Source organism: Pantoea anthophila (genome assembly GCF_026104315.1).
In the GTDB taxonomy this organism is placed as follows: domain Bacteria; phylum Pseudomonadota; class Gammaproteobacteria; order Enterobacterales; family Enterobacteriaceae; genus Pantoea; species Pantoea anthophila.
On sequence record NZ_CP110473.1, the window covers coordinates 1,039,603 to 1,066,349 of the forward strand.

The window sequence follows — 26,747 nt, forward strand, 5'->3', positions numbered from 1 at the left end:
ATTTAGTCAGGTTGTTCCAGTTTCTTGATGTAATCATAGATGGCCAGCTGCGAGCGCACTTTACGGCGATTGCCTCGCTGGACGTAATGGTTACTCAGCTCTTTGTCGACGATGCGGGCTTTCACCGTATCACTCAACTGAATGGCAATAATGTCGAGTATGCGCTGCCGGATGCGCGGATCGAGAATCGCCACCGCCACCTCAATACGGTAATCAATATTACGCGTCATCCAGTCAGCGGAGGAGAGGAACACCTTCTTATCGCCGCCATTCTCAAAAATATAGACGCGATCGTGTTCCAGATAGCGGTCAACAATACTGATGACGCGAATGTTCTCGCTGATCCCCGGCAGATCCGGGATCAGTGAGCACATGCCACGCACCAGCAGATTGACTTTTACCCCTACGCTGGAGGCTGTATAAAGCCGATCAACCAGCCCTTTGTCCACCAGATTGTTTATTTTCAGAGTAATGCCGGAGGGCTTCTGCTGCTGGGCATTGGCGATTTCGGTGTCGATCAGTTCATACAGCATCCGGCGTGAGTTCTGCGGAGACACCATCAGGTGATCAAACGTCACGGGCCGGTAGGGGTTCTCAATAAAGTTGAACACCCGACGCACTTCGTTGGTGATACGCGCATCGGCGGTCAGCAGGGAGTAGTCCGTGTAGAGCCGGGCGGTCTTCTCGTTAAAGTTGCCGGTGCCGATGTGGGCATAGCGCACAATCTCTTCCCCTTCACGGCGTGAAATCAGGAACAGCTTGGCGTGGATTTTCAGGCCAGGGGCGGAGAAAATCACATGCACACCGGCTTCGGTCAGGCGTTTAGCCCAGTAGATGTTGGCTTCTTCATCGAAGCGCGCCTGCAGCTCAACCACCACCGTGACCTTCTTACCGTTATACGCGGCGTGGATCATCGCATCCATGATGCGCGAGTGTTTGGCGACGCGGTAAATATTGATTTTGATCGCCAGCACGCTCGGGTCAAACGACGCCTGACGCAGCAGCTCCAGCACATGCTCAAAGGTGTGATAAGGATAATAGAGCAGCACGTCGCGGTCGCGGATCGCATCAAAGCCGTTGCGGTAGCCGTCGAAGCCGATGTGGCGGATCTGCGGCAGCGGACGATTTATCAGGTTGTTTTTGCCGACGTTCGGGAAGCCGATGAAATCTTTAAAGTTGTGATAGCGACCGCCGGGCAGAATCGAATCGAAGTTAGAGATAGAGAGCTTGTGGCACAGCAGTTCAACCATCGCCTCCGGCATATCACGCTGATAGACGAAACGCACCGGCTCTGCCGTCAGTCGCTGCTTCAGGCTGGAGGACATCAGCTCCAGCAGGCTCGACTCCATCTCCGTCACCAGATCGTACTCGGCGTCACGCGTCATTTTCATGGAATAGGCGTTGAGCGCGTCGTAGTCGTAAAAGCCTTTGAAAATATCATCCAGGCAGTAACGTAAAATGTTGTCGAGCAGGATCATCGGCTTACGGCGACGTGGTGGCTCCGCCGGAAGATTGATAAAGCGCGGCACCTTGTCGGACGGGATCTCCAGCAGCGCATAGCGGATGTCGTCACCCCGGATAATCTCGACCGCCAGGTAGGTGTAGTCATCTTTAAGAAATTCGGTCAGGTCGGTTTCATGGGTGATCAGAATCGGCGAGATGTGCTGACGCAGCTCATGCTTAAAGTAGTGACGCAGCCACGCCTGCTGATTGGGCGACAGCTGACGTTCGTTGATCAGGAAGATCTGGTTGCGCGCCATCTCCAGCAGCAGTTCGTTATAGAGGGCATCGAACTCCTGATCGGACTTCATCACCCGCTGCTGAATTTTTTTAAACAGATGACGTGGCGTACTGGCGGAACCCTGCTCTTCACCAATCAGAATACGGCGTTTCAGGTCGGCAAAACGCACTTTATAGAATTCATCGAGGTTGTTGGAGTAGATACCCAGAAAGCGCATCCGCTCAATCAGTGGATTGCTTTTATCTGCCGCTTCCTGCAAAACCCGTTCATTAAAGGATAACCAGCTCAATTCTTTTTCAATATAAAGCTTTACCTGACCCATTCTCACTCCATTTAGCGGTTGCAGGACTGAAGATCCAGTGTCCCTGAACATTATGGCGAGAGTATGGCAGCGTTGTCCAACGCCAGGAGTTGTCTTATCAACCCGCTACGGGCAACATAGCGGCTTATTTCAGCCTGCTGCCGGAACCGCATGAGCGTAAACCACATTCCTGTCCAATTCAGCGATCGTAAGCGTCGTGCCATTGACCGCCTGACGCGGCGGCTGGTTACCTGCTGCGGCGTGGCGATCCTGCTGCTGATGCTGCTGCTGTTCTGCTGGCTGATTGGAGTGGTACTGCCGCTGTTTACGGCGCCGGGTCTGCAAATCGCCTCCAGCCAGCAACTCTGGGATCGTGCGCCTGCATTAGCGATGGGCAATCAGGGCAAGGTCGGCTGGCGTATCAGCGATCGCGGCGCGGCGCGCTTTATTCCGCTGGATGGGCAGCCCGCAGAACCGGCACTGGCGCTGACGCCACCACCGGGTGCGATTGAGCAGAGTGCCGACGGGCAGACGCTGCTGCTCAATATTGAGGGAGCGCTGACGCTGCTGCAGCCCACAGCCGACCAGCAGTGGCGCTTTCCGCTGGGCGACAAACCCTTTCATCTACCCGCTGGCGCGGTGACGAAGATGGCGCTGGCAACCCGCCATGCCGATCAATGGCGTATCGCGGCGCTCACCCAGGCCGGACTTCAGGTGCTGACGATCGGCACCGATCGTCAGGCTGCTATTCTCTCGCTGCCTCAGCATCAGCTTGATCTGCTGGCGCTTTCACCGACAGGCGATCTGCTCTACACCACGGAAGGCAATCTGCTGCGCGTCTGGCAGCTGGGTGATGCACAGGCGTCATTACGCGAAACGCACACCCTGCCGCAGCCGCCGCAAAGCCTGCACCTGCTGGTGGGCGGTGCAAGCCTGCTGATTCAGGATCGCAGCGGCGTGACACAGTGGTTTGCTGTGGCCGGCGAGCAGGGGCCGCGCCTCCAGCGCATAAAGACCTTCGCGCAGAGCGACGGTGAGACGCTTCTGGTGACGGAGCCGCACCGTCGTGTGTTCGCCACACTCAGCAGGCAGGGGCTGCTGCGGCTGTTCGCCAGCAAGCAGAGCGGCCCGATACTGGAGCGTCAGCTGGCGCCCGGCATCGTACAGGCGCAGTTTTCACCCCGCGGCGACAGCCTGCTGATTGAGCGGCCCGGACACTGGCAGATGCTGCGGCTCGATAACCCGTGGCCCGACGTCACGTGGCGTAATTTCTGGCAGAAAATCTGGTATGAGAACTATCCCGCGCCGGACTGGGTCTGGCAGTCGACCGCCGCGGGCGACGGCTATCAGGCAAAGTTCAGTCTGGTGCCGATGGTGACGGGCACGCTGAAAGCGGCCGGGTTAGCGCTGCTGTTTGCCACGCCGCTGGCGCTGGCCGCCGCCATGTACACCGCGTGGTTTATGGCCCCCGGCCTGCGACGCTGGGTGAAACCGGCGATTGAGATGATGGGGGCGCTGCCGAGTGTGGTGGTCGGGCTGATTGCCGGACTCTGGCTGGCACCGCACATCGGGCAGGCCCTGCTGGGGGTGCTGCTGCTGCCGCTCACCCTGGCGGGCGCGCTGCTGCTGTGCGGGGTATTCAGCGCCCGCTTACCGCCGCGCTGGCGTCAACCCGGTCGCGAAGTGCTGATTCTGCTGCCGCTGCTGCTGTCAGTGACGCTGCTGACGCTGTGGCTGCCCGCTCGATTTATGCCGGATGCCGGCGACTGGCTGCCGCATTATGAACAGCGAAATCTGCTGGTGGCCGCGCTGGCGATGGGCTTTGCGCTGGTGCCGCTGATCTTTACCCTCTCGGAAGATGCGCTCTTCAGCGTCCCCGCGGCGCTGGGACAGGGCTCGCTGGCGCTGGGCGCGACGCCGTGGCAGACGCTGACCCGCGTGGTGCTGCCCGGTGCCTCTGCCGGTATTTTTGCCGCGCTAATGGTCGGTCTGGGGCGCGCCGTGGGAGAAACCATGATTCTGCTGATGGCGACCGGTAACACGCCGCAAAGTGAAGGGGGCCTGTTCAGCGGCCTGCGCGCGCTGTCCGCCAATATCGCTATCGAGATGCCGGAAGCGGCGGCGGGCAGTGCCCACTACCGGGTGCTGTTTCTCAGCGCTCTGCTGCTGCTGCTGTTTACGCTGGTTATCAACACCATTGCAGAGCTGATCCGTCAGCGGCTGCGTCAGCGATACAGTCAGCAGGAGGAGCAGGCATGAAGGTGATGCGCCAGAACGATCGCTGGCGGTGGTTAACCGCCGGCGCGGTAGCCGTCTGCCTGCTCGCCTTTACGCTGCTGATTGGTTTGCTGGCCTGGCAGGGGGTGCGTGCCTTCTGGCCGCAGCGCGTTGACCTTTACAGCTTCAGCCAGCTGGACGGCGGCGAGACGCGCCTGCTGGGTGAAACGTTGGAGCATCAGCGGCACTTTCCCGCCCCGGCCGATGAGCAGGGCAACCAGGGGGAGAAGGTTCATCGCTATCTGATTAAGACCGGTAACCGGGAGTGGGATGCGCCCGATTTCCGCGTGGTTTACAGCCGTCAGGCGGCGCAGGTCACTCAGCCCGCCGATGTCATGGTGCTGCAGCGGCGCGGCCACGGTCAGGCCTATGGCTGGTTTGTCGGGCTGCGTGAAGACAATGAAGAGTTAACCGCCAGAGACCCGGATGCGCTGCTGCATCAACGGCTCGCGCAGGTGCAGACCCTGGTGCGCCAGGCCAGCCAGATCCGTCGGGTCGATATGGCGCGTCTCAACAGCCAGCGGGAGCAGTTAGACGAGCAGGCGGAGGCACGACGGGCCGCCGGACGCTTTGATCTGCAGACCGAGTCGGAATTTCAGGCCAATCAGGCCGCCCTGCAGCGCCGTTTCAATCAGCTGAGTGAGACGCTGGCCTCTCTGCAGCAGCAAAGTCAGCGCGATCTGCTGATCCTGCGGGATGTACACGGCACCGAACATGCGATTCCGCTGACCGACATTGTGGACAGCTGGAAGCCCAATGCGATGACGGCAGGCGGCAAAATGCTGCATTTCCTGCATCAGCTGTGGCGCTTCGTCAGCGACTCCCCTGCGGAGGGCGAGAGTGAATCGGGCGCGTTTCCGGCCATTTTCGGCACCGTGCTGATGGTGCTGCTGATGTCGGTGGTGGTGATGCCGCTGGGCGTGATCGCGGCAATCTGGCTGCATGAATATGCCGGACGTCATGCGCTGACCCGGCTGGTGCGGATCGCGGTGGTCAATCTGGCGGGCGTCCCCTCGATTGTCTATGGCGTCTTTGGCCTGGGCTTTTTCGTCTGGCTGGTGGGCGGCACGATCGACCAGCTCTTCTTCGCCAGCGCGCTGCCCAATCCGACGTTTGGCACGCCAGGGCTGCTGTGGGCCTCACTGACGCTGGCGTTACTGACGCTGCCGGTGGTCATTGTCGCGACCGAAGAGGGGCTGTCCCGTATTCCCAACAGTCTGCGACAGGGGTCGCTGGCGCTGGGCGCAACGCAGGCGGAAACCCTGTGGAATGTGGTGCTGCCTATGGCAGTACCCGCGATGCTGACCGGTCTGATCCTGGCGGTGGCGCGGGCGGCCGGGGAAACCGCACCGCTGATGCTGGTGGGGGTAGTAAAAATGGTGCCGGAGCTGCCGGTAGACGCGGTGTTTCCTTATCTGCATCTGGATCGCAAGTTTATGCATCTGGGCTTCCAGATTTACGATCTGGCGTTTCAGAGCCCGAATATTGAAGCTGACCGGCCGCTGGTGTTTGCCACCGCGCTGCTGCTGGTGCTGATTATTCTGTCGCTTAATCTGCTGGCGATGGCCCTGCGTCACCGTCTGCGTGAACGCTATCGCCTTATGACTCAATAACAGGCTATGACTATGACGTCCGACACGGATATGGCGCTTACCGTTAACCATCTGTCGCTGTGGTATGGCGAGCGCCAGGCGCTGCAGGATATTTCGCTGCAGGTGCCGAAAAACAGGATCACCGCGCTGATTGGTCCTTCAGGCTGTGGTAAATCGACGCTGCTGCGCTGCTTTAACCGCATGAATGATGTGATCGATCACTGCCGGGTTGAGGGAGAGGTGCTACTGGGCTCGCTGCCGATACTGCGACCGGAGCAGGATCTCTCCGCGCTGCGGCGTCGGATCGGGATGGTGTTTCAGCGGCCGAATCCGTTTCCCAAGTCGATCTATGAGAATGTCGTTTACGGGCTGCGCCTGCAGGGGGTACGCGACCGGCGGGTGCTGAACGAAGCCTGTGAGCGTGCGCTGCGTGCGGCGGCGCTCTGGGGTGAGGTGAAAGACCAGCTGTCTCAGAATGCGCTGACGCTCTCGACCGGACAGCAGCAGCGGCTGGTGATTGCCCGCGCTATTGCGATTGAACCGGAGGTTCTGCTGCTGGATGAGCCGACTTCTGCGCTGGACCCCATTTCGACGCTGGTGATTGAAGAGCTGATGACCACGCTGAAGCAGCATTTTACGCTGGTGCTGGTGACGCACAACATGCAGCAGGCCTCTCGCGTGTCAGATTACACCGCGTTTATGCATCAGGGCGTGCTGGTGGAGTTTGATGAGACCGACCGTATCTTCACCGCGCCGAAACAGCGCCGGACCGAAGATTATATTACGGGGCGTTACGGCTGAGTCCGCAACGGGAAAGGGGCGCTCTGTCACCGGCTCAGGGGGCCTGTGTCCTGCGTAAAGACGCAAAAGACGCCCTCCATGGCGGGCTCAGCGCGGGCCCTCCATGGCCCGCTATGCTTTACTCCGGACACAGGCCCCCATCGCTTCAGGTTTAACAGCTGTCTGTGTGACTTCCCGTCTATCAGTCGTTAGCATAGCCCTGCGGCGGCAGCGGTTCGCCATCCAGCCAGGCCTTACCGTCACGCATCGCCAGCCGTCCCTCAACAAACCAGTCGATGACCAGCGGATAGATGGCGTGCTCCTGATGCTGCACCCGCTCCGTGATCTCCGCCTCCGTGTCGTCGGCAAAAATCGGCACTTTTGCCTGCAGGATCACCGGCCCGCCATCCAGCTCGTCAGTGACAAAATGCACTGACGTGCCATGCTCGCTGTCACCGTTCTCCAGCGCCTGACGGTGCGTATGCAGGCCCGGATATTTCGGCAGCAGGGAAGGGTGAATATTCAGCAGGCGATCGTGAAAATGGGCCACGAATGCGCTGCTGAGAATACGCATATACCCCGCCAGGACGACAAGGTCGGGCGAGTACGCTTCAATCTCAGCGATCAGCTGGCGATCAAAGGCGTCCCGGTCGGTGAAATCGCTGGCGGCCAGCGCGTGAGCCGGGATGCCCGCCTCACGCGCCCGCGTTAAGCCAAAGGCAGCGGCGCGGTTGCTGAACACGGCAGCCACGCTGCCGTGAATGCGCCCGCTGGCGCAGGCGTCAAGGATGGACTGAAGATTGCTTCCGTTGCCGGAGATCAGTACAACCAGCTTTTTCATCCGTTGATGACCACACGCTCTTCCGCCTCTGACGCTTTGATCACGCCGAGCTTCCAGGCTTTCTCTCCGGCCGCTTCCATCAGCGCAATCGCTTTATACGCGTCGGCCGGGCTCAGGGCGATGACCATCCCGACGCCGCAGTTAAAGGTACGGTACATCTCGAAACGGCTGACGTTACCGGCCTGCTGCAGCCAGCTGAAGACGGCCGGCCACTGCCAGCTCTTCTCATCAATCACCGCCTGGGTGTTGTCGGGCAGCACGCGAGGAATATTTTCCCAGAAGCCGCCGCCGGTCAGGTGTGCGATAGCATGCACATCGACCTGTTCAATCAGGCTCAGGATATTTTTCACGTAGATGCGGGTCGGTTCCAGCAGATGATCAGCCAGCGGTTTGCCTTCCAGCTGTTCGGTCAGCGGATCGGTGTTGCTGACTTCCAGAATCTTGCGCACCAGCGAATAGCCGTTGGAGTGCGGGCCACTGGAGCCGAGGGCGATCAGCACGTCGCCATCCTGCACCTTGCTGCCATCAATGATTTCTGATTTTTCCACCACGCCCACGCAGAAACCGGCCACGTCGTAATCTTCGCCGTGATACATGCCTGGCATCTCGGCCGTTTCACCGCCGACCAGCGCACACCCTGACTGCAGACACCCTTCGGCGATGCCGGTGATCACCGCAGAGGCAGTGTCCACGTCCAGTTTGCCGGTCGCGTAGTAATCCAGGAAGAAGAGCGGCTCAGCACCCTGCACCACCAGGTCGTTAACGCACATCGCCACCAGGTCAACACCAATGGCGTCGTGACGTTTGAGATCCATCGCCAGACGCAGCTTGGTACCAACGCCATCGGTGCCGGAGACCAGCACGGGTTCACGGTATTTCTGCGGCAGCGCGCAAAGCGCACCAAAACCGCCCAGTCCACCCATCACTTCCGGGCGACGCGTCTTTTTCACTACGCCTTTAATACGGTCAACCAGGGCATTACCAGCATCAATATCAACACCGGCGTCTTTGTAACTGAGAGAGGTTTTGTCGGTCACTGCGAGGTCCCCACGCGAGTTGCGGTTGGTGGTTAAAATAAAGCGCGGCAATTCTAACAGTGCAGGCAAACGTTTGCGAGTCCGGGATTGCGCATCGGACAATTTTCATTAATCCTTGTTTTATCCCGGCCAGACTCGCGGCTTTGCGCAAGGACAGGTGGCGCAGAGCGGAAAAGGCGGTATAATCCCGCGATTTTTTTTAGCTCAACTCATTCCGGGAGAACACCAATGAAGATCGTGGAAGTCAGACACCCGCTGGTCAAACATAAACTGGGCCTGATGCGTGAGCATGATATCAGTACAAAGCGCTTTCGTGAGCTGGCGTCTGAAGTGGGCAGCCTGCTGACCTACGAAGCGACCGCCGATCTGGAAACGGAACGCGTCACCATTGAGGGCTGGAACGGCCCGGTTGAAATCGATCAGATCAAAGGCAAAAAGATCACGGTGGTGCCGATTCTGCGTGCCGGTCTTGGCATGATGGAAGGGGTTCTGGAGCACGTTCCCAGCGCCCGTATCAGCGTGGTTGGGGTTTACCGTGATGAAGAGACGCTGGAGCCGGTTCCCTATTTCCAGAAGCTGGTTTCTAACATCGAAGAGCGCCTGGCGCTGGTGGTAGACCCGATGCTGGCGACCGGGGGCTCAATGATCGCTACCATCGACCTGCTGAAAAAAGCGGGCTGCACCAGCATTAAAGTGCTGGTACTGGTTGCCGCCCCGGAAGGGATCGCTGCACTGGAGAAGGCACACCCTGACGTTGAGCTCTACACGGCGTCTGTGGATCAGGGACTGAATGAGAAGGGTTACATCATTCCCGGACTCGGCGATGCCGGGGACAAGATTTTCGGAACCAAATAAATCGCATAGCCGACCAGAGAGTCGGCTTTTTTTTGCAAAAAAAAGCTCTCCGACCGGGGCGGATTTGCCGCAGGGCTGACCCGCGTGCCTGAGGCTGTGCCTGAAGCGCGCACCCGTGGGGAAAATAACATAAGGGGATAAATGATGACTCGTCGCGCCATTGGCGTCACTGAACGACCGCCGTTACTGCAAACCATTCCACTCAGCCTGCAACACCTGTTCGCCATGTTTGGTGCCACGGTACTGGTGCCGATTCTGTTTCACATCAACCCGGCGACGGTTCTGCTGTTTAACGGCGTCGGCACGCTGATCTACCTCTTTATCTGTAAGGGCAAAATCCCCGCCTATCTCGGTTCCAGTTTCGCCTTTATCTCGCCGGTACTGCTGTTGCTGCCGCTGGGCTATGAGGTGGCGCTGGGAGGATTTATCCTCTGCGGGGTGCTCTTTTGCCTCGTGGCGCTGATTGTTAAACGCGCGGGAACCGGCTGGCTGGACGTGATGTTTCCGCCAGCGGCGATGGGTGCGATTGTCGCCGTAATCGGTCTGGAGCTGGCGGGCGTAGCGGCCAATATGGCGGGCCTGCTGCCGGCAGAAGGCAGCGCACCCGACAGTAAAACGGTGCTGATTTCGCTGGTGACCCTGGCCGTCACGGTATTTGGTTCGGTGCTGTTCCGCGGCTTCCTGGCGATCATCCCTATCCTGGTCGGCGTGGTGGCGGGTTATCTGCTCTCCGCGTTTATGGGCATTGTGGACTGGCGCGGCGTGGTCAGTGCCCCCTGGTTTGCCCTGCCGACTTTCTACACGCCGCGCTTTGAGTGGGTGGCGATGCTGACGATTCTCCCCGCCGCGCTGGTGGTGATTGCCGAACATATCGGGCATCTGGTGGTCACGGCTAACATCGTGAAGAAAGATCTCATCCGCGACCCCGGCCTGCATCGCTCAATGTTCGCCAACGGCTTATCGACGGTGATCTCCGGCTTCTTTGGCTCCACCCCGAACACTACCTATGGCGAAAACATCGGCGTCATGGCGATTACCCGTGTCTACAGTACCTGGGTAATTGGCGGTGCGGCGATTCTGGCGATCCTGCTCTCCTGCGTCGGCAAACTGGCGGCGGTGATCCAGGCGATCCCGGTGCCGGTTATGGGCGGCGTGTCGCTGCTGCTGTATGGCGTGATCGGCGCATCGGGTATCCGCGTTCTGATCGAATCGAAAGTCGATTACAACAAAGCGCAAAACCTGATCCTGACCTCGGTGATCCTGATCATTGGCGTCAGCGGCGCGAAGGTGCACATCGGCGCGGCAGAGCTGAAGGGCATGGCGTTAGCGACGATCGTGGGCGTCGGACTCTCATTGATCTTCCGGGTGATCTCGCTGCTGCGTCCGGAAGAAGTGGTGCTGGACGCCGAAGAATCCCGCGAGCCCTGATCGCATCGTGACGGACAGGATCGGGGCAGGGACGCCCCATTCATCTCTTTCTGAAAACTGTGGTAGACTTCCCCCGATTTTTTGCTTGTTCTCTTGCTGAGGTGCTTCTGAACACGCCGGCACAATTGTCATTGCCACTCTATTTACCTGACGATGAAACCTTCGCCAGCTTCTGGCCGGGGGAGAACCCGTCGCTGATTGCCGCGCTGAAAGGCGCTCTCAGCCAACAACATGGCAGCTATCTCTACTTCTGGTCACGCGAAGGCGGCGGGCGGAGTCATCTGCTGCACGCCGCGTGCGCCGAAATGTCCGCTCGCAGTGAAGCGGTGGGGTATGTGCCGCTGGACAAACGCACCTGGTTTGTACCGGAAGTGCTGGAGGGGATGGAGCAGCTGTCACTGGTCTGCATCGATAATATTGAGTGCATTGCCGGCGAGCCGGAGTGGGAGATGGCGATCTTCGATCTCTATAACCGCATTCTGGAAACCGGCAACACGCGGCTGTTCATCACCGGCGATCGTCCACCGCGCCAGCTGAATCTGCAGCTGCCGGATCTCGCCTCGCGCCTGGACTGGGGGCAAATCTATCGCCTGCAGCCGCTCTCCGATGAAGATAAACTGCAGGCGCTGCAACTGCGCGCCGGCTTACGCGGCTTTGAGCTGCCGGAGGATGTGGGACGTTTCCTGCTGAAGCGACTGGATCGTGAAATGCGCACCCTGTTTGAGACGCTGGATCGGCTGGATCGTGCCTCGATCAGCGCCCAGCGCAAACTTACCATTCCCTTTGTTAAAGAGACGCTCGGCCTTTAAAGAATGTCGAGCACCGCTTCGGGCGGACGTCCGATTCGCGCCCGATCGCCCTTGATCACAATCGGCCTTTCAAGCAGTTGCGGATGGGCGGCGAGCGCGTCCAGCAGCGCACTTTCCTCTTTATCACTCAACGCCAGTTCGCTGTAGAGCGCTTCTTTCGTCCGCATCAGCTGGCGTGCGCTCTGCATCCCCAGCTTCTGCAGCAGACTCTGCAGCGTCTCGCGGTCAGGCGGCGTCTGCAGATAGAGCACCACTTCCGGTACAAGGCCGCGGGCGTTCAGCAGGGCCAGAGTTTCGCGGCTCTTGCTGCAGCGCGGGTTGTGGTAAATCGTCACCATGTCAGGCTCTCCTTTTCCGGCTGTTATGCTCAGCCTTTCTGATATTGTTTGAAACGCTGCTGCAACTGACGCAGCTGATCGATACGGGCATCGTAGCGCGCCTGTTTCAGACTGCCGAGCGGCACCTGGGCGCTGGCGCTGCTCAGTGCGCTAATCGCCTGATCGAGCTGACCATTCAGTGCCAGACTCTCGGCCCGCGCCGAGAGCTCCTCATCATTCAGCCCCTGCTGAGCAGAAGCCTGCGCCAGTAAATCCCAGCCGTTGGGGTCATCCTTGTTTGCCCAGGTGTAGCGATTCAGAATGCGGCTGGCGCTGGCATACTGTTTCGCTTCTACATAGGCATTCGCCAGGTTGAGCTGCACCACCGGGCTGTTTTTCGCCCCGGTAGCCGCGGTGAGCAGGGCAATCGCCTGCTGCGGCTGGTTCAGACCGATATCGATATCGGACATGATGTCGAGGAACCAGACATTACCGGGCTGCTTCGCCAGCAGCGGGGTCATAATCCGCTTCGCGTCGGCAAAACTCTTCGCCTGCAAAAACTGTATCGCTTTGCCATATTGTGAGGCCTGCTGCTCACGCGAATTGCCGCTGGCATACTGGCTCAGCAGTTCGTCAGTGAGCTGATTGCGCCCGGTGGAGTACATGCCCAGCGCCCGGACCTTCGCCAGATAAAAATCCTCCGTCGACTGCACGACCACTGGCCGCATCTGGTTGGCGCGGTTTCGGGCATCCGCCAGACGGCTGTCGGGCAGGGGGTGCGTCAGCAGAATTTCCGGTGGCTTTGACGAGAAGCGGCTCTGATCGGCCAGCTTCTGCAAAAAGTTCGGCATCGCCTGCGGATCGAATCCGGCGCGCTGCAGCACCTGAATCCCGATGCGATCTGCCTCCTGCTCATTGCCCTGGGTAAAGCTGATGATCCCCTGCTGGGTGCCCGCCAGCGTACCGGTCAGTGCGGCCATGCCCGCCTGCGGACTCGCCATCGCCAGCAGAATAGAGCCCAGCGCACCGACCCAGGTCAACGGCGCATTGCGCTTCTGATCTTCCATCGCGCGCGCCAGATGGCGCTGGGTAACGTGAGAAATCTCATGCGCCATTACCGACGCCAGCTGGCTTTCATTCTCGGTAAAGCGGAACAGCGCGGAGTGCAGCACCACATTGCCGCCAAAAAAGGCAAAGGCGTTCAGCTCATCGTTCTGTATCAAAAAGAAGTGGAACGGCGTTTTCACCGAGTCAGCGTGCGCAACCAGGCGCTGGCCGAGCTGATTGATGTACTGATTAAGAAGCGGATCGTTGATCAGCGGTGCGCTGGCGCGAAGCTGGCGGACATAGAAGTCGCCCATCTGCAGCTCCTGATTAATCGACAGCGTCGAACCGGCCGTGGTGCCAATATCGGGAAGAGAATCACTGACATCAGCGTAAGCCGGTGACAGCGTGGACAGAATGAGCGTCGGCAGAAGCGCGGCGATCAGCGTTTTTTTTAACCGGTTCAACATGCCTTAATCCTGTAGAGAGGCTCTGAAAAGAGACAGGTGCGCAGCGGGTAGGTTCCCTTTTCCGCAGATAACGACGGTTTGCGCCTATCTTAACCAGTGCCCGAAAAGAAAGAAATGCTGTTTTCGGGACCAGCCGGCGGCGCGGTTTGTGCAAGATCAGCGAATATAACGAAAAAATTTGAACATTCCTGAAACCTAAACCGCAGTTAAACGGATAAGCCGGGGCAGGGGATTGCCCGCGCCGCCGCGCAATTATACAACGGCTTATTTACCCTGCTGATTGAGTCCGGCATGAATAAAGCAGAATCTTCTGTCGGTCTTCTGACGTTAATCCGCATTACTTTTTAAAGTTATGTAAATTCACTCAAAAAAACTGAATATGGCATGATTTTTTCCAGGCCAAATCTGAAAAAAACAGCGAAACGCATGGGTTTAATCCTTTTTTTACATTGATAAATTCAATCGTTATTCCGGCCATATCTGTTTTTTTCTATTTAACGCTGGCTGTTATTTTTTAAATCTTTCCCCTGTCGCCATAAATAAGGCGGCCCTTATCGCGGGCCAGTAATAAGAAGACGGTTTTTGGTCGCTAATGAAATTTTTCGATTAATTCAGGCGGTGAATCATTTCTGCTGTCATCAGCAGCGTGCCTGCCCGCCTTTCCTTCAGGAGAGAATCACGTCCGCGCTGTGATATAGATAGCCGACCTGATTCAGTCCTGAATCGGCCAGAGATTATTTGCCGGAGAGAAGTGTTATGCGTTCAGCTATTTCGTACGCGTTAATCGCCATTATCGGTGGCGTAGTGGGTGCGGCTGTTACACAGAGTGGCACTATTTATGACAAAGTCACACGCCATTTTGCCTCAGAGCCTCAGGAACCTGCCGGATTCTGGAGTACACCGGCGATTGAAGGCTACGGGAAAATTCATTATGAGCCTGATGCCGCTTTTAAACCGGTGCCGGGTCTGAGCAATAAAATCGTTTTCCAGATCACCCGCAGCGATGGCGCGATGACCGCACCCAATCTGGGACTGGAGCGCGTCGCGCGGGTAGTGAATCTTTATATCGCCTCTGGCGTTTCGGCCGATCAGCTGAAGTTTGTGGTTTCGGTTACCGGTGACGCGACCCCCGCCATGCTGGATAACGCCCATTTCAAACAGTTTTATGGCATCGACAATCCCAACCTGAAGCTGATTAACGAGCTGAATCAGGCGGGCGTCAAAGTCTCCGTGTGCGATCAGTCGGTGGCCTTCCACCACTATCCTAACAACTGGATTGATAAATCCGTTGTGCATGCGCTTTCCAGTCCAACCACGGTCTCAACGCTGCAAAACCAGGGGTATGCGTGGCTGGCAATGTAATTAACGTTTTATTTAATCGGGAGAATATCTGATGCGTCCAGCAGCTTTAGTGGTGGTGGCAGCCGTCGCGGGATTTATTGGCGGCAATGTTTTACAGCTGCCCGCTTTATTTGGTAAGGCCAGCGATAAACTGGCGGAGAATAAAACCGAGCCTGCCGACTTCTGGAGTACACCGGCAATTGAGGGGTATGGCAAAATACATTATGTCGATACGCCAGCCTTTAAACCCGGCACAACGACAGGCCTGAGTAATAAAATCGTCTTTCAGATCAACCGCAGTGAAGGGGATATTCGTAAGCCGAATCTCGGTCTGGAGCGCGTCGCGCGTGTAACCAACCTCTATTATGCGGCGGGTGTTCCGCTCGACCAGCTGAAATTTGTGGTATCCATTAATGGCGATGCGGTTTCATCTGCCCTGAATAATGCGCAGTTCAGCAAAGCCTACGGTGTCGATAACCCGAACCTGAAATTAATCAGCGAACTGAAAAAAGCGGGTGTGCAGGTCACTATCTGTGACCAGTCAGTGGCGTTTCATCAGCTGGAGCGTGACTGGATCGACCCGATGGTCACCCACACGATCTCCAGCGGCACAACAGTTGCCACCCTGGAAAACAGCGGTTACGCCTTCCTGATGCTCTGATCCTCCTGACAGCGGCGTTATTGCCGCTGTCATCTGCTGTGCTTTGCTTTTCCTGTAAGGCGGACCGGCCTTACTCCTTTCTTCTCACCGGATGCGACCTGTCGCTTCAGGCTGGCCTTAATTGCCGCGCCTCCCACGGTAAAACGTCATGTTTACCGGGATTCGGGACCCCTATCTATCGTGCTTTTTCTCTGTCAGCAGAGAAGCCCTCATCATTAAATCAGTGCCAGGATAATTTGTATTTAGTCGGCTGAAATTTGTCTTAATGCTGCTCAAAAAGGCCAGCAGGGTGTAGACTTAAGCCCGGATTATCAGCTGGCTTTCATTAAAAAAATAATCAGGCATTCATGACATGACTTCCTTCTTCGGGGCGGCAACGCCATGCTAAAGCTGTTTCGGCCTAAAGCCGATTTGCGCAATCTGATCGCCCTGCTGGTCATTGTCAGTATTGTCATTACGCTCGCCAACACACTTTACGCCACCTGGCGGGTGCAGCGTCAGGTGCTGATCGATTCCACGCTTGAAGCTAACCGCGCCTATGCCGCCAAGCTCGCCTCTACCAGTGAAATCTTCTTCCAGCTGGCGCAGTCACAGCTGCACTTCAGCGCCAATCAGCTCAGCCGTGACTTCAATAATGATGCGTTGCTGAGCAGTGAGGTCAACCGCCTGCGTGAGCAGACTACCAGTTTTAACTCGGTGGTGGTGGTGGACGGGCAGGGCGTGGTCAAAGCGATCTCGCCTGAGTCCCTGACCCTGAAAGGCATGCATCTCACCAGTGACGCCTCGCGCGAAGCGCTGACGCTGCGGCAGCCGGCAATCAGCAAACCGACGCTGTCACCGGCCAACAATCTGCTGGTGTTTGTCTCGTGGCCGATCTGGAGCGAACAGGGCGACTATCTGGGCTACGTCGGCGGCACCATCTATCTGAAAAAGAAAAGTATTCTGAATGCGCTGCTGGGTGAACAGTTCTATCGTGATGGCACCACGGTCTATGTGCTCGACAGTAATAATGAGGTGCTGTATCACCAGAATCGTCAGCTGGTGGGCAAAACCCTGCCTGCCATCGTCAGTCCCAACGGTGAGGAGACCAACGGCTCGCTGATGATGACCGGTGCGGGAGAATCCACGCAGCTGGCAGGCTATGCCGTCGTTCCGACCACCGGCTGGACGGTGGTGGCCCTGAAGCCCATCAATGCCACGCTCGACCCGCTTTCCGGGCTGTTAATGAAAGTGCTGAAAAACTCGGTGCCGTTTGCGCTGCTGACCCTGCTGGTGGCTGTGGTGCTGGCGCGACTGATCGCCCGCCCGCTGTTTCAGCTGGCGCGCAAAGCCAGCCGGATGGATGCGCAGGGCGTCTCTAAGGAGATTGGCGGTATCAGCGCCTGGTATTTTGAGGCCGCACAGGTGAAGCGCGCGCTGCTCACCGGTATCGGCCTGGTGCAGGATAAAATCGGCCGTCTCAGCTCAGAAGCGCAGACCGATCCGCTCACCCAGCTGCTGAATCGCCGCGGGCTGAACGCGGTCCTGGAGTATTACCGCACGCTGCGCCAGCCTTTCGCGGTGCTGGCGCTGGATATCGACCATTTCAAAAACGTTAACGACAGCTGGGGCCATGACGTCGGTGATCGGGTGATTCAGCAGGTGGCCAGCACGCTGCGTGCCAGCGCCCGTCATTCGGATGTGGTGTGCCGCAACGGCGGAGAGGAGTTTCTGATGCTGCTGCCAGGAACGTCGCTGGATGAAGCGCAGGTCATCGCAGAGCGGGTGCGGCAGGGCATTGCAGAAGCCTGGCTCAGGGATGTGGGGCGGATTACCCTCTCTATCGGCGTCGCGGCCTGGAAAGGAACGCAGGATGCCGGGCTGGAAGTGAGCCTGAAACAGGCGGATGCCGCGCTTTATGAAGCAAAGAATGCCGGGCGCAACTGCGTTATCGTCGTCCGATCTTAACGGTTCGGGAAGCGGGGAGGGCGGGAAAAGAGAATGAAGAAGGGCGCGGCACCCAGGCTACCGCGCCCTTAAGATCAGGCGGACTTAACGTAATCCAGCACCATGTCGTGGTGATTCGAGGTCTTGAAGTTATCAAACACTTTCTCAACCTTGCCCTCTGCATCTACCAGGAAGCTGATGCGATGAATGCCGTCATAGGTTTTACCCATAAACGTTTTTTCACCCCAGACGCCAAACGCCTGGCAGACTTCATGGTTTTCATCTGAGAGCAGGGTAAAGTTCAGCAGCTCTTTTTCCGCAAAACGTGACAGTTTTTCCGGTTTGTCGGTGCTGATACCCAGCACTTCCACACCCGCTTTTTTCAACTCATCCATGTTGTCACGCAGACCGCACGCCTGCACGGTGCAGCCTGGCGTCATCGCTTTCGGGTAGAAGTAGACCAGAACGCGCTGTCCCTGGAAGTCGGTCAGATTCACTTGTTCGCCGTCCTGATCGGGCAGGCTAAATGCGGGTGCGGTGTCACCGGCTTTCAGTGGATTCATCACATCTCTCCATTTTTTTATTCAGGCTGTGGGTAATACACCATCCAGCGAAAAACAACCAGAGGGAACGTTACCATCAGGGGGTATTTCACCACATAGCCGGTCACGTTTCAGTGGCAGTAATGTGGAGAAATAACTCCGGTTTATTTTCAAAGCTTAGCGCACCGCGCTGACAGATTCGCTGCTGTCGGCGTCTGACACACTGTAGAGGCGCAGCGTGCCCTGGGCATTCAGCTCCTGACACAGCGCATTGAACGCCTGCTCAAAGGTGGTGCCGCTGGTGCGTGTCGGACTGTGTGCCGTCATCTGAATATAGAGTGTCGGCGGCAAACTCTGTTGCGCGGGGGTGATGCGCGACACCAGTTCGGCCACGTTCATCTGATGCTTATCAATGAGATCGGTAAAGCGCTCGATGATGTGCGGTGAATCGGCGACCTCAACCTGGATAAAGGCGGTATCCGGCATCGGCGGGCGTAACCGCGCGTTGGTACGCTTCATGACGATCAGCAGCTCCAGCTCTGCCCCTTTCAGCGGCAGCGTCGATTCAATCAGCGTGATCGCATTCCAGCTGCCGGACAGCAGCATGATAAACGTGAACTCATCCCCGAGCATGGCAAGACGGCTGTCTTCAATATTGCAACCACAGCTGCTGACGTGTCGGGTAATGGTGTTGACGATACCCGGGCGGTCAACACCGAGGGCGGTGATCACCAGATGATGGGGCTGAGATTGCGACAAAATGGCTTTTCCTCTGCTTTCGCTAATAACCATAAGGTAAACATAAAAAAAACTGCTGACAAGCGCGGGAATGGCGTGGCTTGCTTGCTTTTCCCTAAGCGTAAAACGTACCATGAAGCACTTGTTTGTCGAGGGGATCGCCAATGTTTACGGGAAGTATTGTTGCACTCGTTACGCCAATGGATGACAGCGGTAATGTCTGCCGGTCGAGTCTGAAAAAACTGATTGATTATCACGTCGCCAGCGGCACCGCGGCGATCGTTTCCGTCGGCACCACAGGCGAGTCTGCCACCCTGAGTCATGAAGAGCATGGCGATGTGGTGATGCTGACCCTGGAACTGGCCGATGGCCGTATTCCGGTGATTGCCGGAACCGGGGCTAATGCCACCGCTGAAGGCATCTCCCTGACGAAGCGTTTTGAACATTCCGGCGTGGTGGGTTGCCTGACCGTCACCCCTTACTATAACCGCCCGACGCAGGAAGGGCTGTTCCAGCACTTTAAAGCGATTGCTGACAGCACCAGCCTGCCACAGATGCTCTATAACGTTCCCTCACGTACCGGTTGTGACATGCTGCCGGAAACCGTTGCCCGCCTGGCCGAAATCAAAAATATTATCGGAATCAAAGAGGCAACCGGGAACTTATCGCGGGTTAGTCAGATCCAAGAGCTGGTTAATGAAGATTTCATTCTGGTGAGTGGCGATGACGCGACGGCACTGGACTTTATGCAACTGGGCGGCAAAGGCGTCATCTCGGTGACCGCGAACGTGGCTGCGCGCGAAATGGCGGAAGTCTGCCAGCTCGCACAGCAGGGCAATTTCGTCGAGGCACGCCGCCTGAATCAGCGTCTGATGCACCTGCACCAGACGCTTTTCTGTGAACCCAATCCTATCCCGGTGAAATGGGCAGCGAAGCAGCTGGGATTAATCGCTAACGACACGCTGCGTCTGCCAATGACGCCACTGACAGCAGCCAGCCAGCCGAAAGTGGAACAGGCGCTGGTGAAAGCGGGTTTGCGATAATTTAGGGAGTTTGAATGAATTACTCAGTAAAGCGGTCAACAATTGCCACAGTGGTGGGGCTTTCTACCCTGATGCTGTTGTCGGCCTGTTCAACCGATCAGCGTTATAAGCGCCAGGTCAGCGGCGATGAATCCTATCTTCAGGCCAGTGAACTGCATGAGCTGAAAGCGCCTGCCGGGATGATCCTGCCGGTGCAGCGTGGCGACTATGATGTGCCCCGCACCGCCAGTCAGGGCCCTACCGGCAAGCAGCTGGACATCCGTCCGCCAGCACAGCCGCTGGCACTGATGAACGGCACCCGCGCGCAGTTCAGTAATAACACCGGCGCGCTGATCATTGATAACAGCCGTGGCTCGGTCTGGTCGCAGGTCGTCAATGTGGTGCAGTCCTACAAATTCCCGATCGCCTCCCGCAATGATGCCGGTCAGCAGCTGACGACCGACTGGGTTCAGTGGAACCGTGCGGATGAAGATCAGCAGTACCGCGGTCGCTACCAGATCAGCGTACAGTCGCAGAGCTATCAGCAGCTGCTGACCGTGCGTCTGCTGGAGCTGCAGCAGGATGGGAAAACCATCACTTCACCTGCCCAGATTCAGCGTTACACCGCGCAGATGCTGAATGACATCAGCACCGGCATGGACAAGATCGATACCGCCAGTGAAAACGCGGCATCCGGCCGGGTGAACGGCGCGATCGATGTGCAGAGCGGTGCCGATGATACCGGTCTGCCTATGCTGATCCTGCGAACGCCTTACAACGTGGCCTGGCAGCGTCTGCCAGACGCAATGAAACGCGTTGGCATGGAGGTGACTGACACCACCCGCTCAACCGGCAGCATGAAGGTGACCTACAAGTCACTGAGCAGCAGCGACTGGGATTCCTTGGGCGCGAAAGATCCGGAATTGCCGAACGGCGATTACAAAGTGCAGGTCGGCGATCTCGACAACCGCACCAGTCTGCAATTCATCGACCCGAAAGGGCATGTGCTGACCCAGTCGCAGAACGATGCGCTGGTGGCCGTGTTCCAGGCGGCGCTGAACAAATAAAGTTGCCTCAGGCCGGAGATTCTCCGGCCTTTTTATTTTGTTTTTGGCATAATAGCGCGCGGCGAAGTAAACGATTGCGTCAAGGCAATCGCCGCAGCGGCGCTGGCCGCTGAACACCCGTTATTTCAAGTCTGGAGTGAACAAGATGCAAAAGCGAGCTGAGTTGTATCGCGGTAAAGCGAAAACCGTATACAGCACCGATAACCCGGATCTGCTGATACTCGAATTCCGCAACGATACGTCAGCAGGTGATGGCGCCCGAATCGAGCAGTTTGATCGTAAGGGAATGGTTAACAATAAGTTTAACCACTTCATCATGACCAAATTGCAGGAAGCGGGTATCCCGACCCAGATGGAAGCGCTGCTGTCCGATAACGAGGCGCTGGTCAAGAAGCTGGAGATGGTACCGGTAGAGTGTGTGGTGCGTAACCGCGCCGCAGGATCGCTGGTAAAACGTCTGGGCGTGGAAGAGGGCATGGTGCTTAATCCGCCGCTGTTTGATCTTTTCCTGAAAGATGATGCAAAGCATGACCCGATGGTCAACGAATCCTACTGCGAAACCTTTGGCTGGGTCAGTAAACAGAACCTGGCGCGGATGCAGGAGCTGACCTTTAAAGCTAATGAGGTGCTGAGCAAGCTGTTCGACGAGGCGGGTCTGATTCTGGTCGACTTCAAACTGGAGTTTGGTCTGTTCAACGGTGAAGTGACGCTGGGTGATGAGTTTTCCCCGGACGGTGCGCGCCTGTGGGACAAAGAGACGCTGGATAAAATGGACAAAGACCGTTTCCGCCAGAGCCTGGGGGGTGTAGTGGAAGCCTATGAGGCGGTGGCACAGCGACTGGGCGTTAAACTCGACTGAGTCTGACGACCGTGCAGAACATAAAAAGGAGAGCCCCGGCTCTCCTTTTTTCATTTTGGCGTAAAGCTGGTGATTGCTTCGTCGCACAACTAAAATCATGCCATCTGAAGATTATCAAAGGGAGTAGAGCATGCGCTGGCAAGGGCGTCGCGAGAGCGACAATGTAGAGGACCGTCGCGATCAGTCATCCGGTTTTGGCGGCGGCGGACGCCAGATTCGTCTGCCACGTGGCAAAGGTGGCATCGTGCTGCTGATTGTGGTGGCGGTAGCAGGCTATTACGGTTACGACCTCACCGGACTGCTGACCGGCGGCGACGTGGCACCGACCAGCCAGCAGCAGCGCAGCGTCAGCGCCAATGATGATGAGGCGGCGAAATTCACGAAGGTGATTCTGGCTACCACCGAGGATACCTGGGGCAAACTGTTCCAGCAGATGAACAAGCAGTATGTGGCCCCGAAGCTGGTGATGTATCGCGGCGCAACCCGGACCGGCTGTGGCACCGGCCAGTCAGTGATGGGACCGTTTTACTGTCCTGCTGACCAGACCGTCTACATTGACCTCTCCTTCTACGACGAGATGAAGACGAAACTGGGCGCGGGCGGAGACTTTGCTCAGGGGTATGTGGTCGCTCATGAAGTGGGTCACCACGTGCAGAAGCTGCTGGGCATTGAGCCAAAAGTGCGTGAAATGCAGCAGGGCGCCAGCCAGACACAGGTCAATCAGCTCTCCGTCAAAATGGAACTGCAGGCGGACTGTTTTGCCGGTGTCTGGGGACACTACATGCAGAAGGAAAACATCCTGGAAGCGGGCGATCTACAGGAGGCGCTGAATGCTGCCGAGGCGATTGGTGATGATCGCCTGCAGCAGAAAGGTCAAGGGCGCGTGGTGCCGGACAGCTTTACCCACGGTACCTCTGAGCAGCGCTACACCTGGTTCAAGCGCGGATTTGATGGTGGCGATCCGGGACAGTGCAACACCTTCGCCAGCAACTGATGTCTCTGCCACAGCAGACGCAGCTAATGCAGCAGGCCGGTGTCCGTCGTCTGGCGGTGATCAGCGGCGACCTGGCCTGGTGTGTGATGCGGGCCGCAGAGTGGCGTGAAATGCTCCCGGGCGACTGGCTCCAGGTGGGCCCTGAACCGCTGTTTACAGGTCCCTCTGACGCTCCCGAACCGCATAAACCGCCGGGAGCGCTGCGAACGCTGCTTGGCCGTGAGTTTCATCACGCCATTTTTGACGCCCGACAGGGCTTTCATGCCGAGGCTTTCGCTGCGCTGGCGGGGACGCTCAGCGCCGGTAGCTGGCTGTTACTGCTGGTGCCGCCCTGGGGGCAGTGGTCGCAGCAGCCTGACGCCGATAGCCTGCGCTGGGCAGATGTTGCGGAACCGATCGCGACGCCCGGTTTTGTTCGCCATCTGCAACAGCTGATCATCGGCGATAAGCAGGTGCTGCTGGCGCGTCAGCATCAGCCTGACCGTTTTCCGCCCCCACCGGACTGGCCGCTCTGGTACTGTCAGGCGCCACAACAGCAGCAGGCGATACTCGATCAACTGGCGACGATGCCTTCCGGCGTCGCGGTCCTGACGGCCGCCCGCGGACGGGGCAAATCGGCGCTGGCGGGCATGCTGGCCCGGCAGAACGGGCAGTGTCTGGTGACCGCCCCGGCCAGAGCCTCCACGGAAGTGCTGGCGGCCTTTGCTGCTGAGGCTTTCCATTTTATGGCCCCGGATGCTCTGCTGGCGTCTGATCCCCTACCAGCGGCGTCGTGGCTGATCGTGGATGAAGCGGCGGCCATCCCGGCTCCGCTGCTGCAGGCGCTGGTCAGCCGCTATCCCCGCGTCCTGCTGACTACCACCGTGCAGGGCTACGAGGGGAGCGGGCGCGGGTTTATCCTTAAATTCTGTGCCGGGCTGCCGCAGGCACGCTACTTCACGCTGGATGAGCCGCTGCGCTGGTCGCGTCACGATCCGCTGGAGCAGTGGCTGAATGCGGCGCTGCTGTTTGAGGATGCTGCTGCCATCACGCCTTCTTCTGCCGTGACGCCACACCCGGTCCCGCGTCACGATTTCCCTATGCTGGAGGCCGCCTATCGTCTGCTGACCAGCGCGCATTACCGCACCTCGCCGCTCGATCTGCGCCGCCTGCTGGATGCTCCGGGTATGCAGCTGTGGCGGGCAGGGGAGCCGCCGGGTCTGCAGGGGGCGCTCTGGCTGGTGGAGGAGGGCGGGCTGGAGCCCGCCCTGGCGCAGGCGGTCTGGGCAGGTACCCGGCGACCGCGCGGCAATCTGGTGGCGCAGTCACTGGCCGCACACGCGGGTCTGGCTGAGGCGGCGACCCTGCGCTCGCTGCGCATCAGCCGGATTGCCGTGGCGGCGGAGAGCCGCCGTCGGGGAATGGGGCAGCAGCTCGTGGCCGCCGCCGCCCGCGCCGCCGCCGATCGCGACTACCTCTCGGTCAGCTTCGGCTACACTGAATCTCTCTGGTCATTCTGGCGCGCCTGTGGTTTTACGCTGGTACGGATTGGCAGTCAGCGTGAGGCCAGCAGCGGCTGTTATGCGGCGATGGCCATCCTGCCCTGTTCTCCAGCCGGCGAGGCATTGCAGCGTCGCGCGGCAGACCAGCTGGCGCGTGACTGGCCGCTGTTGCGCCAGCACATCGCGCTGGATCTGCAGTTTGAGGCGAGGTGTGATGATGGATGGCGTGTGCAGGACATCCCGCTGGCCGCGGGTTTTGCCTGGGCGCAGCGCCCACTGGAAGCGAGCCTGCCGGTGTTGCAGCGTCTGGTGGCGGCCAGTGCGGCCCCAGACTCACTGCTGGCTGCAGCGGTAAGCACACCGGATGCGTTAAGCGGGCTGGCACACCAGGCGGGCATAAGCGGACGCAAGGCGCTGATTTCGGTACTGCGTCAGCAGGCGGCAGCCGCCCTGGAAAGTCTGGGCATTCGGCAGGATGCGCTGCACCCGTCGTTGAAATAATTCGACCAGCGGGTTCAAATAATCCTCATATCATTCTTTGCCAGCTGGCGTAGAGTGAATAACGGAGGTCACTATGACACTGAAATATGTAATCGTTCAACAGCCTGCCACCACGGCTCAGCTGTTTCTGCTCTACCATGGCGTAGGCGATAACCCGGATTCTATGGGTGAGATTGGCAGCTGGTTTGCCCGGACATTTCCTGAGGCGCTGGTGGTTTCTGTTGGCTCGCCGGCTGCGGGCCGTCAGTGGTTCAGCGAGGCTGAACTGCACGATATGACGCTACAGCAGCGGGTTAACGCGGCGATGCCACAGTTTGTGGAATCTGTGCGTCACTGGCAGAAAAAAAGCGGTGTGCGCCCGGAAGCAACGGCGTTAATCGGTTTTTCCCAAGGCGGCAGTATGGTGCTGGAAGGGGTGAAAGCCCATTCCGATCTGGCCGGCCGCGCGGTGGTGTTCAACGGCCGGTTTATTACCCTGCCAGAGAAAGCCAGCACCCGTACCACGGTTCACCTGATCCACGGTGATTATGATGAGCAGATTCCGGTGTTTCATGCGCAGCAGGCGGAGCAGCGACTCACCGCCAGCGGGGGCGACGTCACGCTCGATATCGTCGACGATCTGGCGCACGCTATTGATGACCGCAGCATGACGCTGGCGCTGAATCATCTGCGCTACACGGTGCCAAAACGCTACTTCGATGAAGCGTTAAGCGGGGCAAAGCCCGGTGACGATGATGTCATTGCGATGATGTAAAAATGCCCCTGCAGAGCAGGGGCATTTTCGTTACTTCTTCTTCGGCCAGTCGTCTTCGTCATCCCACTTATCGTTAAAGTCACGGTGGGGCGGCAGGTCAGGTTTGTTATCCATGAATTTTTTATGGTCGATCCGTTTCAGATCTTTATAGACATTCATCAGCACGCCAACCATCAGCAGGATCACCAGGATCCACCAGTAATCTTTGATAAATTCCATTTGCTGCTCCTTAACATCGCCATCAGGCGATCAGTTGTTCCATGATGCGTTGGTACATCCGGCTTAGCATCTGCAGGTCGGAAGCTTTCACACACTCATTGATTTTATGAATGGTGGCATTCACCGGCCCCAGTTCCACCACCTGCGCTCCCATCCGGGCGATAAACCGGCCATCGGAGGTGCCGCCCGTCGTCAGCAGCTGCGGCTTAATTTCATTATAGTGCGCTACCGCTTTCACGACGGCATCAACCAGCTTTCCGCGTGAGGTCAGGAAGGGCTGACCTGAAAGTTTCCACTCAATGGTGTAACGCAGCTGGTGACGATCCAGCAGTTCTGCGACCCGCTGGCGGATCATCTCATCGGTGAGTTCGGTGCTGAAGCGGAAGTTGAACTGCACAAACAGCTCGCCGGGGATCACATTGTTGCTGCCGGTGCCCGCCTGGACGTTGGCAATCTGCATACTGGTGGCCGGGAAGAACTCATTACCCTGATCCCACTCCGTCGCCACCAGCTCATTCAGGGCAGGCATCGCGCGGTGAACCGGGTTGTCAGCCAGATGCGGATAGGCAACGTGACCCTGCACGCCATGTACCATCAGGTTGGCGGTGATCGAGCCGCGTCGGCCATTTTTTACCACGTCACCCACCACTTCGGTGCTGGAAGGCTCACCGACCAGGCAGTAGTCGAGGCGTTCCCGGCGCGCCATCAGCCGTTCCACCACTTTCACCGTGCCGTTGGCACCGCTGGCCTCTTCGTCAGAGGTGATCAGAAAGGCGAGTCGCCCTCTGTGATGGGGACGGGCTGCCACAAAACGCTCGGCCGCGACGACCATGGCCGCCAGCGATCCTTTCATGTCGGCCGCACCGCGACCAAACAGCATGCCGTCGCGGATGGTGGGTTCAAACGGCGGGTTAATCCAGCGGCTGGCATCGCCCGGCGGTACCACATCGGTGTGACCGGCAAACGCCAGCGTTTCCCCTTCGCCACGGGTGGCCCAGAAGTTCAGGGTATCGTCGATGTTCATCGTCTCAATCTGAAAGCCAATGGCTTCAAGACGGGCGATCAGCAAAGCCTGACATCCGGCATCATCGGGGCTGAGAGAGGGACAACGAATAAGCTGCTGCGTCAGCTCAATGACCGGGCAAAACAT

The 26,747-nt window shown here is 58.2% G+C and carries 24 protein-coding genes; 15 read left to right on the forward strand and 9 right to left on the reverse strand.

Annotated features, from left to right (window positions below):
- Positions 1-2: 2 nt before the first annotated feature.
- On the reverse strand, positions 3-2,063 hold the full coding sequence (gene ppk1, locus OJ965_RS07480) for a polyphosphate kinase 1 (RefSeq protein ID WP_046102362.1): 2,061 nt from the start codon (positions 2,061-2,063) through the stop codon (positions 3-5).
- Between the two features lie 150 nt (positions 2,064-2,213).
- Here ppk1 and OJ965_RS07485 point away from each other — a divergent pair, with 150 nt between their 5' ends.
- From OJ965_RS07485 to pstB, 3 genes are read left to right on the forward strand one after another with little or no spacing between them, the layout of a single operon-like run.
- Entirely contained in the window at positions 2,214-4,301 is a 2,088-nt protein-coding gene (locus OJ965_RS07485) for an ABC transporter permease subunit (RefSeq protein WP_265138633.1), read from the forward strand.
- On the forward strand, positions 4,298-5,932 hold the full coding sequence (pstA, locus tag OJ965_RS07490; RefSeq protein ID WP_265138635.1) for a phosphate ABC transporter permease PstA: 1,635 nt from the start codon (positions 4,298-4,300) through the stop codon (positions 5,930-5,932). The genes OJ965_RS07485 and pstA overlap by 4 nt, the downstream gene beginning before the upstream one ends.
- Positions 5,933-5,944: 12 nt before the next feature.
- Entirely contained in the window at positions 5,945-6,712 is a 768-nt protein-coding gene (gene pstB / locus OJ965_RS07495) for a phosphate ABC transporter ATP-binding protein PstB (RefSeq protein WP_419721786.1), read from the forward strand.
- 181 nt (positions 6,713-6,893) lie between these two features.
- Here pstB and purN read toward each other — a convergent pair whose 3' ends face one another.
- Positions 6,894-7,532 carry a phosphoribosylglycinamide formyltransferase gene (gene purN / locus OJ965_RS07500; RefSeq protein WP_058957413.1) on the reverse strand — a complete coding sequence of 213 codons (639 nt, stop codon included), beginning with the start codon at positions 7,530-7,532 and terminating at the stop codon, positions 6,894-6,896.
- On the reverse strand, positions 7,529-8,569 hold the full coding sequence (purM, locus tag OJ965_RS07505) for a phosphoribosylformylglycinamidine cyclo-ligase (protein ID WP_265138639.1): 1,041 nt from the start codon (positions 8,567-8,569) through the stop codon (positions 7,529-7,531). The genes purN and purM overlap by 4 nt, the downstream gene beginning before the upstream one ends.
- Positions 8,570-8,797: 228 nt before the next feature.
- Here purM and upp point away from each other — a divergent pair, with 228 nt between their 5' ends.
- From upp to hda, 3 genes are all read left to right on the forward strand, one after another.
- The gene (gene upp, locus OJ965_RS07510) at positions 8,798-9,424 is read left to right on the forward strand and encodes a uracil phosphoribosyltransferase (RefSeq protein ID WP_009088774.1); all 627 of its coding nucleotides are present in this window, start codon (positions 8,798-8,800) and stop codon (positions 9,422-9,424) included.
- 144 nt (positions 9,425-9,568) lie between these two features.
- Positions 9,569-10,852, forward strand: coding sequence for a uracil permease (gene uraA / locus OJ965_RS07515; RefSeq protein ID WP_046102358.1), 1,284 nt, complete (start codon positions 9,569-9,571; stop codon positions 10,850-10,852).
- Positions 10,853-10,959: 107 nt separating this feature from the next.
- Positions 10,960-11,661, forward strand: coding sequence for a DnaA inactivator Hda (gene hda, locus OJ965_RS07520; RefSeq protein ID WP_219854829.1), 702 nt, complete (start codon positions 10,960-10,962; stop codon positions 11,659-11,661).
- Here hda and arsC read toward each other — a convergent pair.
- Positions 11,658-11,999, reverse strand: a complete 342-nt coding sequence (gene arsC, locus OJ965_RS07525; RefSeq protein WP_140923068.1) for an arsenate reductase (glutaredoxin) — start codon at positions 11,997-11,999, stop codon at positions 11,658-11,660. The two genes, hda and arsC, sit on opposite strands and share 4 nt — an antisense overlap.
- Before the next feature lie 29 nt (positions 12,000-12,028).
- Positions 12,029-13,492, reverse strand: coding sequence for a beta-barrel assembly-enhancing protease (gene bepA / locus OJ965_RS07530; protein WP_154927549.1), 1,464 nt, complete (start codon positions 13,490-13,492; stop codon positions 12,029-12,031).
- A gap of 756 nt (positions 13,493-14,248) precedes the next feature.
- Here bepA and OJ965_RS07535 point away from each other — a divergent pair.
- The 3 genes from OJ965_RS07535 (at position 14,249) to OJ965_RS07545 (ending at position 17,441) form a co-directional block, all read left to right on the forward strand.
- Entirely contained in the window at positions 14,249-14,854 is a 606-nt protein-coding gene (locus tag OJ965_RS07535) for a DsrE family protein (RefSeq protein ID WP_154927550.1), read from the forward strand.
- 31 nt (positions 14,855-14,885) lie between these two features.
- A complete protein-coding gene (locus OJ965_RS07540) occupies positions 14,886-15,494 on the forward strand; it encodes a DsrE family protein (RefSeq protein ID WP_009088786.1) in 609 nt (202 codons plus the stop codon).
- 381 nt (positions 15,495-15,875) lie between these two features.
- A complete protein-coding gene (locus OJ965_RS07545; protein WP_009088788.1) occupies positions 15,876-17,441 on the forward strand; it encodes a sensor domain-containing diguanylate cyclase in 1,566 nt (521 codons plus the stop codon).
- 74 nt (positions 17,442-17,515) lie between these two features.
- Here the strand turns inward: OJ965_RS07545 and bcp are convergent, their stop codons facing one another.
- Both bcp and OJ965_RS07555 read right to left on the reverse strand, forming a co-directional pair.
- A complete protein-coding gene (gene bcp / locus OJ965_RS07550; protein WP_009088790.1) occupies positions 17,516-17,983 on the reverse strand; it encodes a thioredoxin-dependent thiol peroxidase in 468 nt (155 codons plus the stop codon).
- Between the two features lie 156 nt (positions 17,984-18,139).
- Complete coding sequence (locus OJ965_RS07555) at positions 18,140-18,721, reverse strand: glycine cleavage system transcriptional repressor (RefSeq protein ID WP_009088792.1); 582 nt, start codon at positions 18,719-18,721, stop codon at positions 18,140-18,142.
- Positions 18,722-18,864: 143 nt separating this feature from the next.
- Here OJ965_RS07555 and dapA point away from each other — a divergent pair, with 143 nt between their 5' ends.
- The 6 genes from dapA (at position 18,865) to ypfH (ending at position 25,378) form a co-directional block, all read left to right on the forward strand.
- Complete coding sequence (gene dapA / locus OJ965_RS07560; RefSeq protein WP_009088794.1) at positions 18,865-19,743, forward strand: 4-hydroxy-tetrahydrodipicolinate synthase; 879 nt, start codon at positions 18,865-18,867, stop codon at positions 19,741-19,743.
- Positions 19,744-19,757: 14 nt separating this feature from the next.
- The gene (gene bamC, locus OJ965_RS07565; protein WP_150028937.1) at positions 19,758-20,789 is read left to right on the forward strand and encodes an outer membrane protein assembly factor BamC; all 1,032 of its coding nucleotides are present in this window, start codon (positions 19,758-19,760) and stop codon (positions 20,787-20,789) included.
- A gap of 145 nt (positions 20,790-20,934) precedes the next feature.
- Positions 20,935-21,648: a phosphoribosylaminoimidazolesuccinocarboxamide synthase gene (gene purC, locus OJ965_RS07570; RefSeq protein WP_009088797.1), complete on the forward strand. Its 714-nt coding sequence runs from the start codon at positions 20,935-20,937 to the stop codon at positions 21,646-21,648.
- Positions 21,649-21,778: 130 nt separating this feature from the next.
- Positions 21,779-22,642, forward strand: a complete 864-nt coding sequence (ypfJ, locus tag OJ965_RS07575; RefSeq protein WP_009088799.1) for a KPN_02809 family neutral zinc metallopeptidase — start codon at positions 21,779-21,781, stop codon at positions 22,640-22,642.
- On the forward strand, positions 22,642-24,624 hold the full coding sequence (locus OJ965_RS07580) for a tRNA(Met) cytidine acetyltransferase TmcA (RefSeq protein WP_265139262.1): 1,983 nt from the start codon (positions 22,642-22,644) through the stop codon (positions 24,622-24,624). The genes ypfJ and OJ965_RS07580 overlap by 1 nt, the downstream gene beginning before the upstream one ends.
- Before the next feature lie 73 nt (positions 24,625-24,697).
- Positions 24,698-25,378 (forward strand): esterase, encoded by a 681-nt coding sequence (gene ypfH, locus OJ965_RS07585; RefSeq protein WP_009088803.1) that lies wholly within the window; start codon positions 24,698-24,700, stop codon positions 25,376-25,378.
- A 30-nt stretch (positions 25,379-25,408) separates the two neighbouring features.
- Here the strand turns inward: ypfH and OJ965_RS07590 are convergent, their stop codons facing one another.
- Together OJ965_RS07590 and dapE are read right to left on the reverse strand one after the other, a co-directional pair.
- Entirely contained in the window at positions 25,409-25,597 is a 189-nt protein-coding gene (locus tag OJ965_RS07590) for a YpfN family protein (RefSeq protein ID WP_009088805.1), read from the reverse strand.
- 22 nt (positions 25,598-25,619) lie between these two features.
- Positions 25,620-26,747, reverse strand: coding sequence for a succinyl-diaminopimelate desuccinylase (dapE, locus tag OJ965_RS07595; RefSeq protein WP_265138655.1), 1,128 nt, complete (start codon positions 26,745-26,747; stop codon positions 25,620-25,622).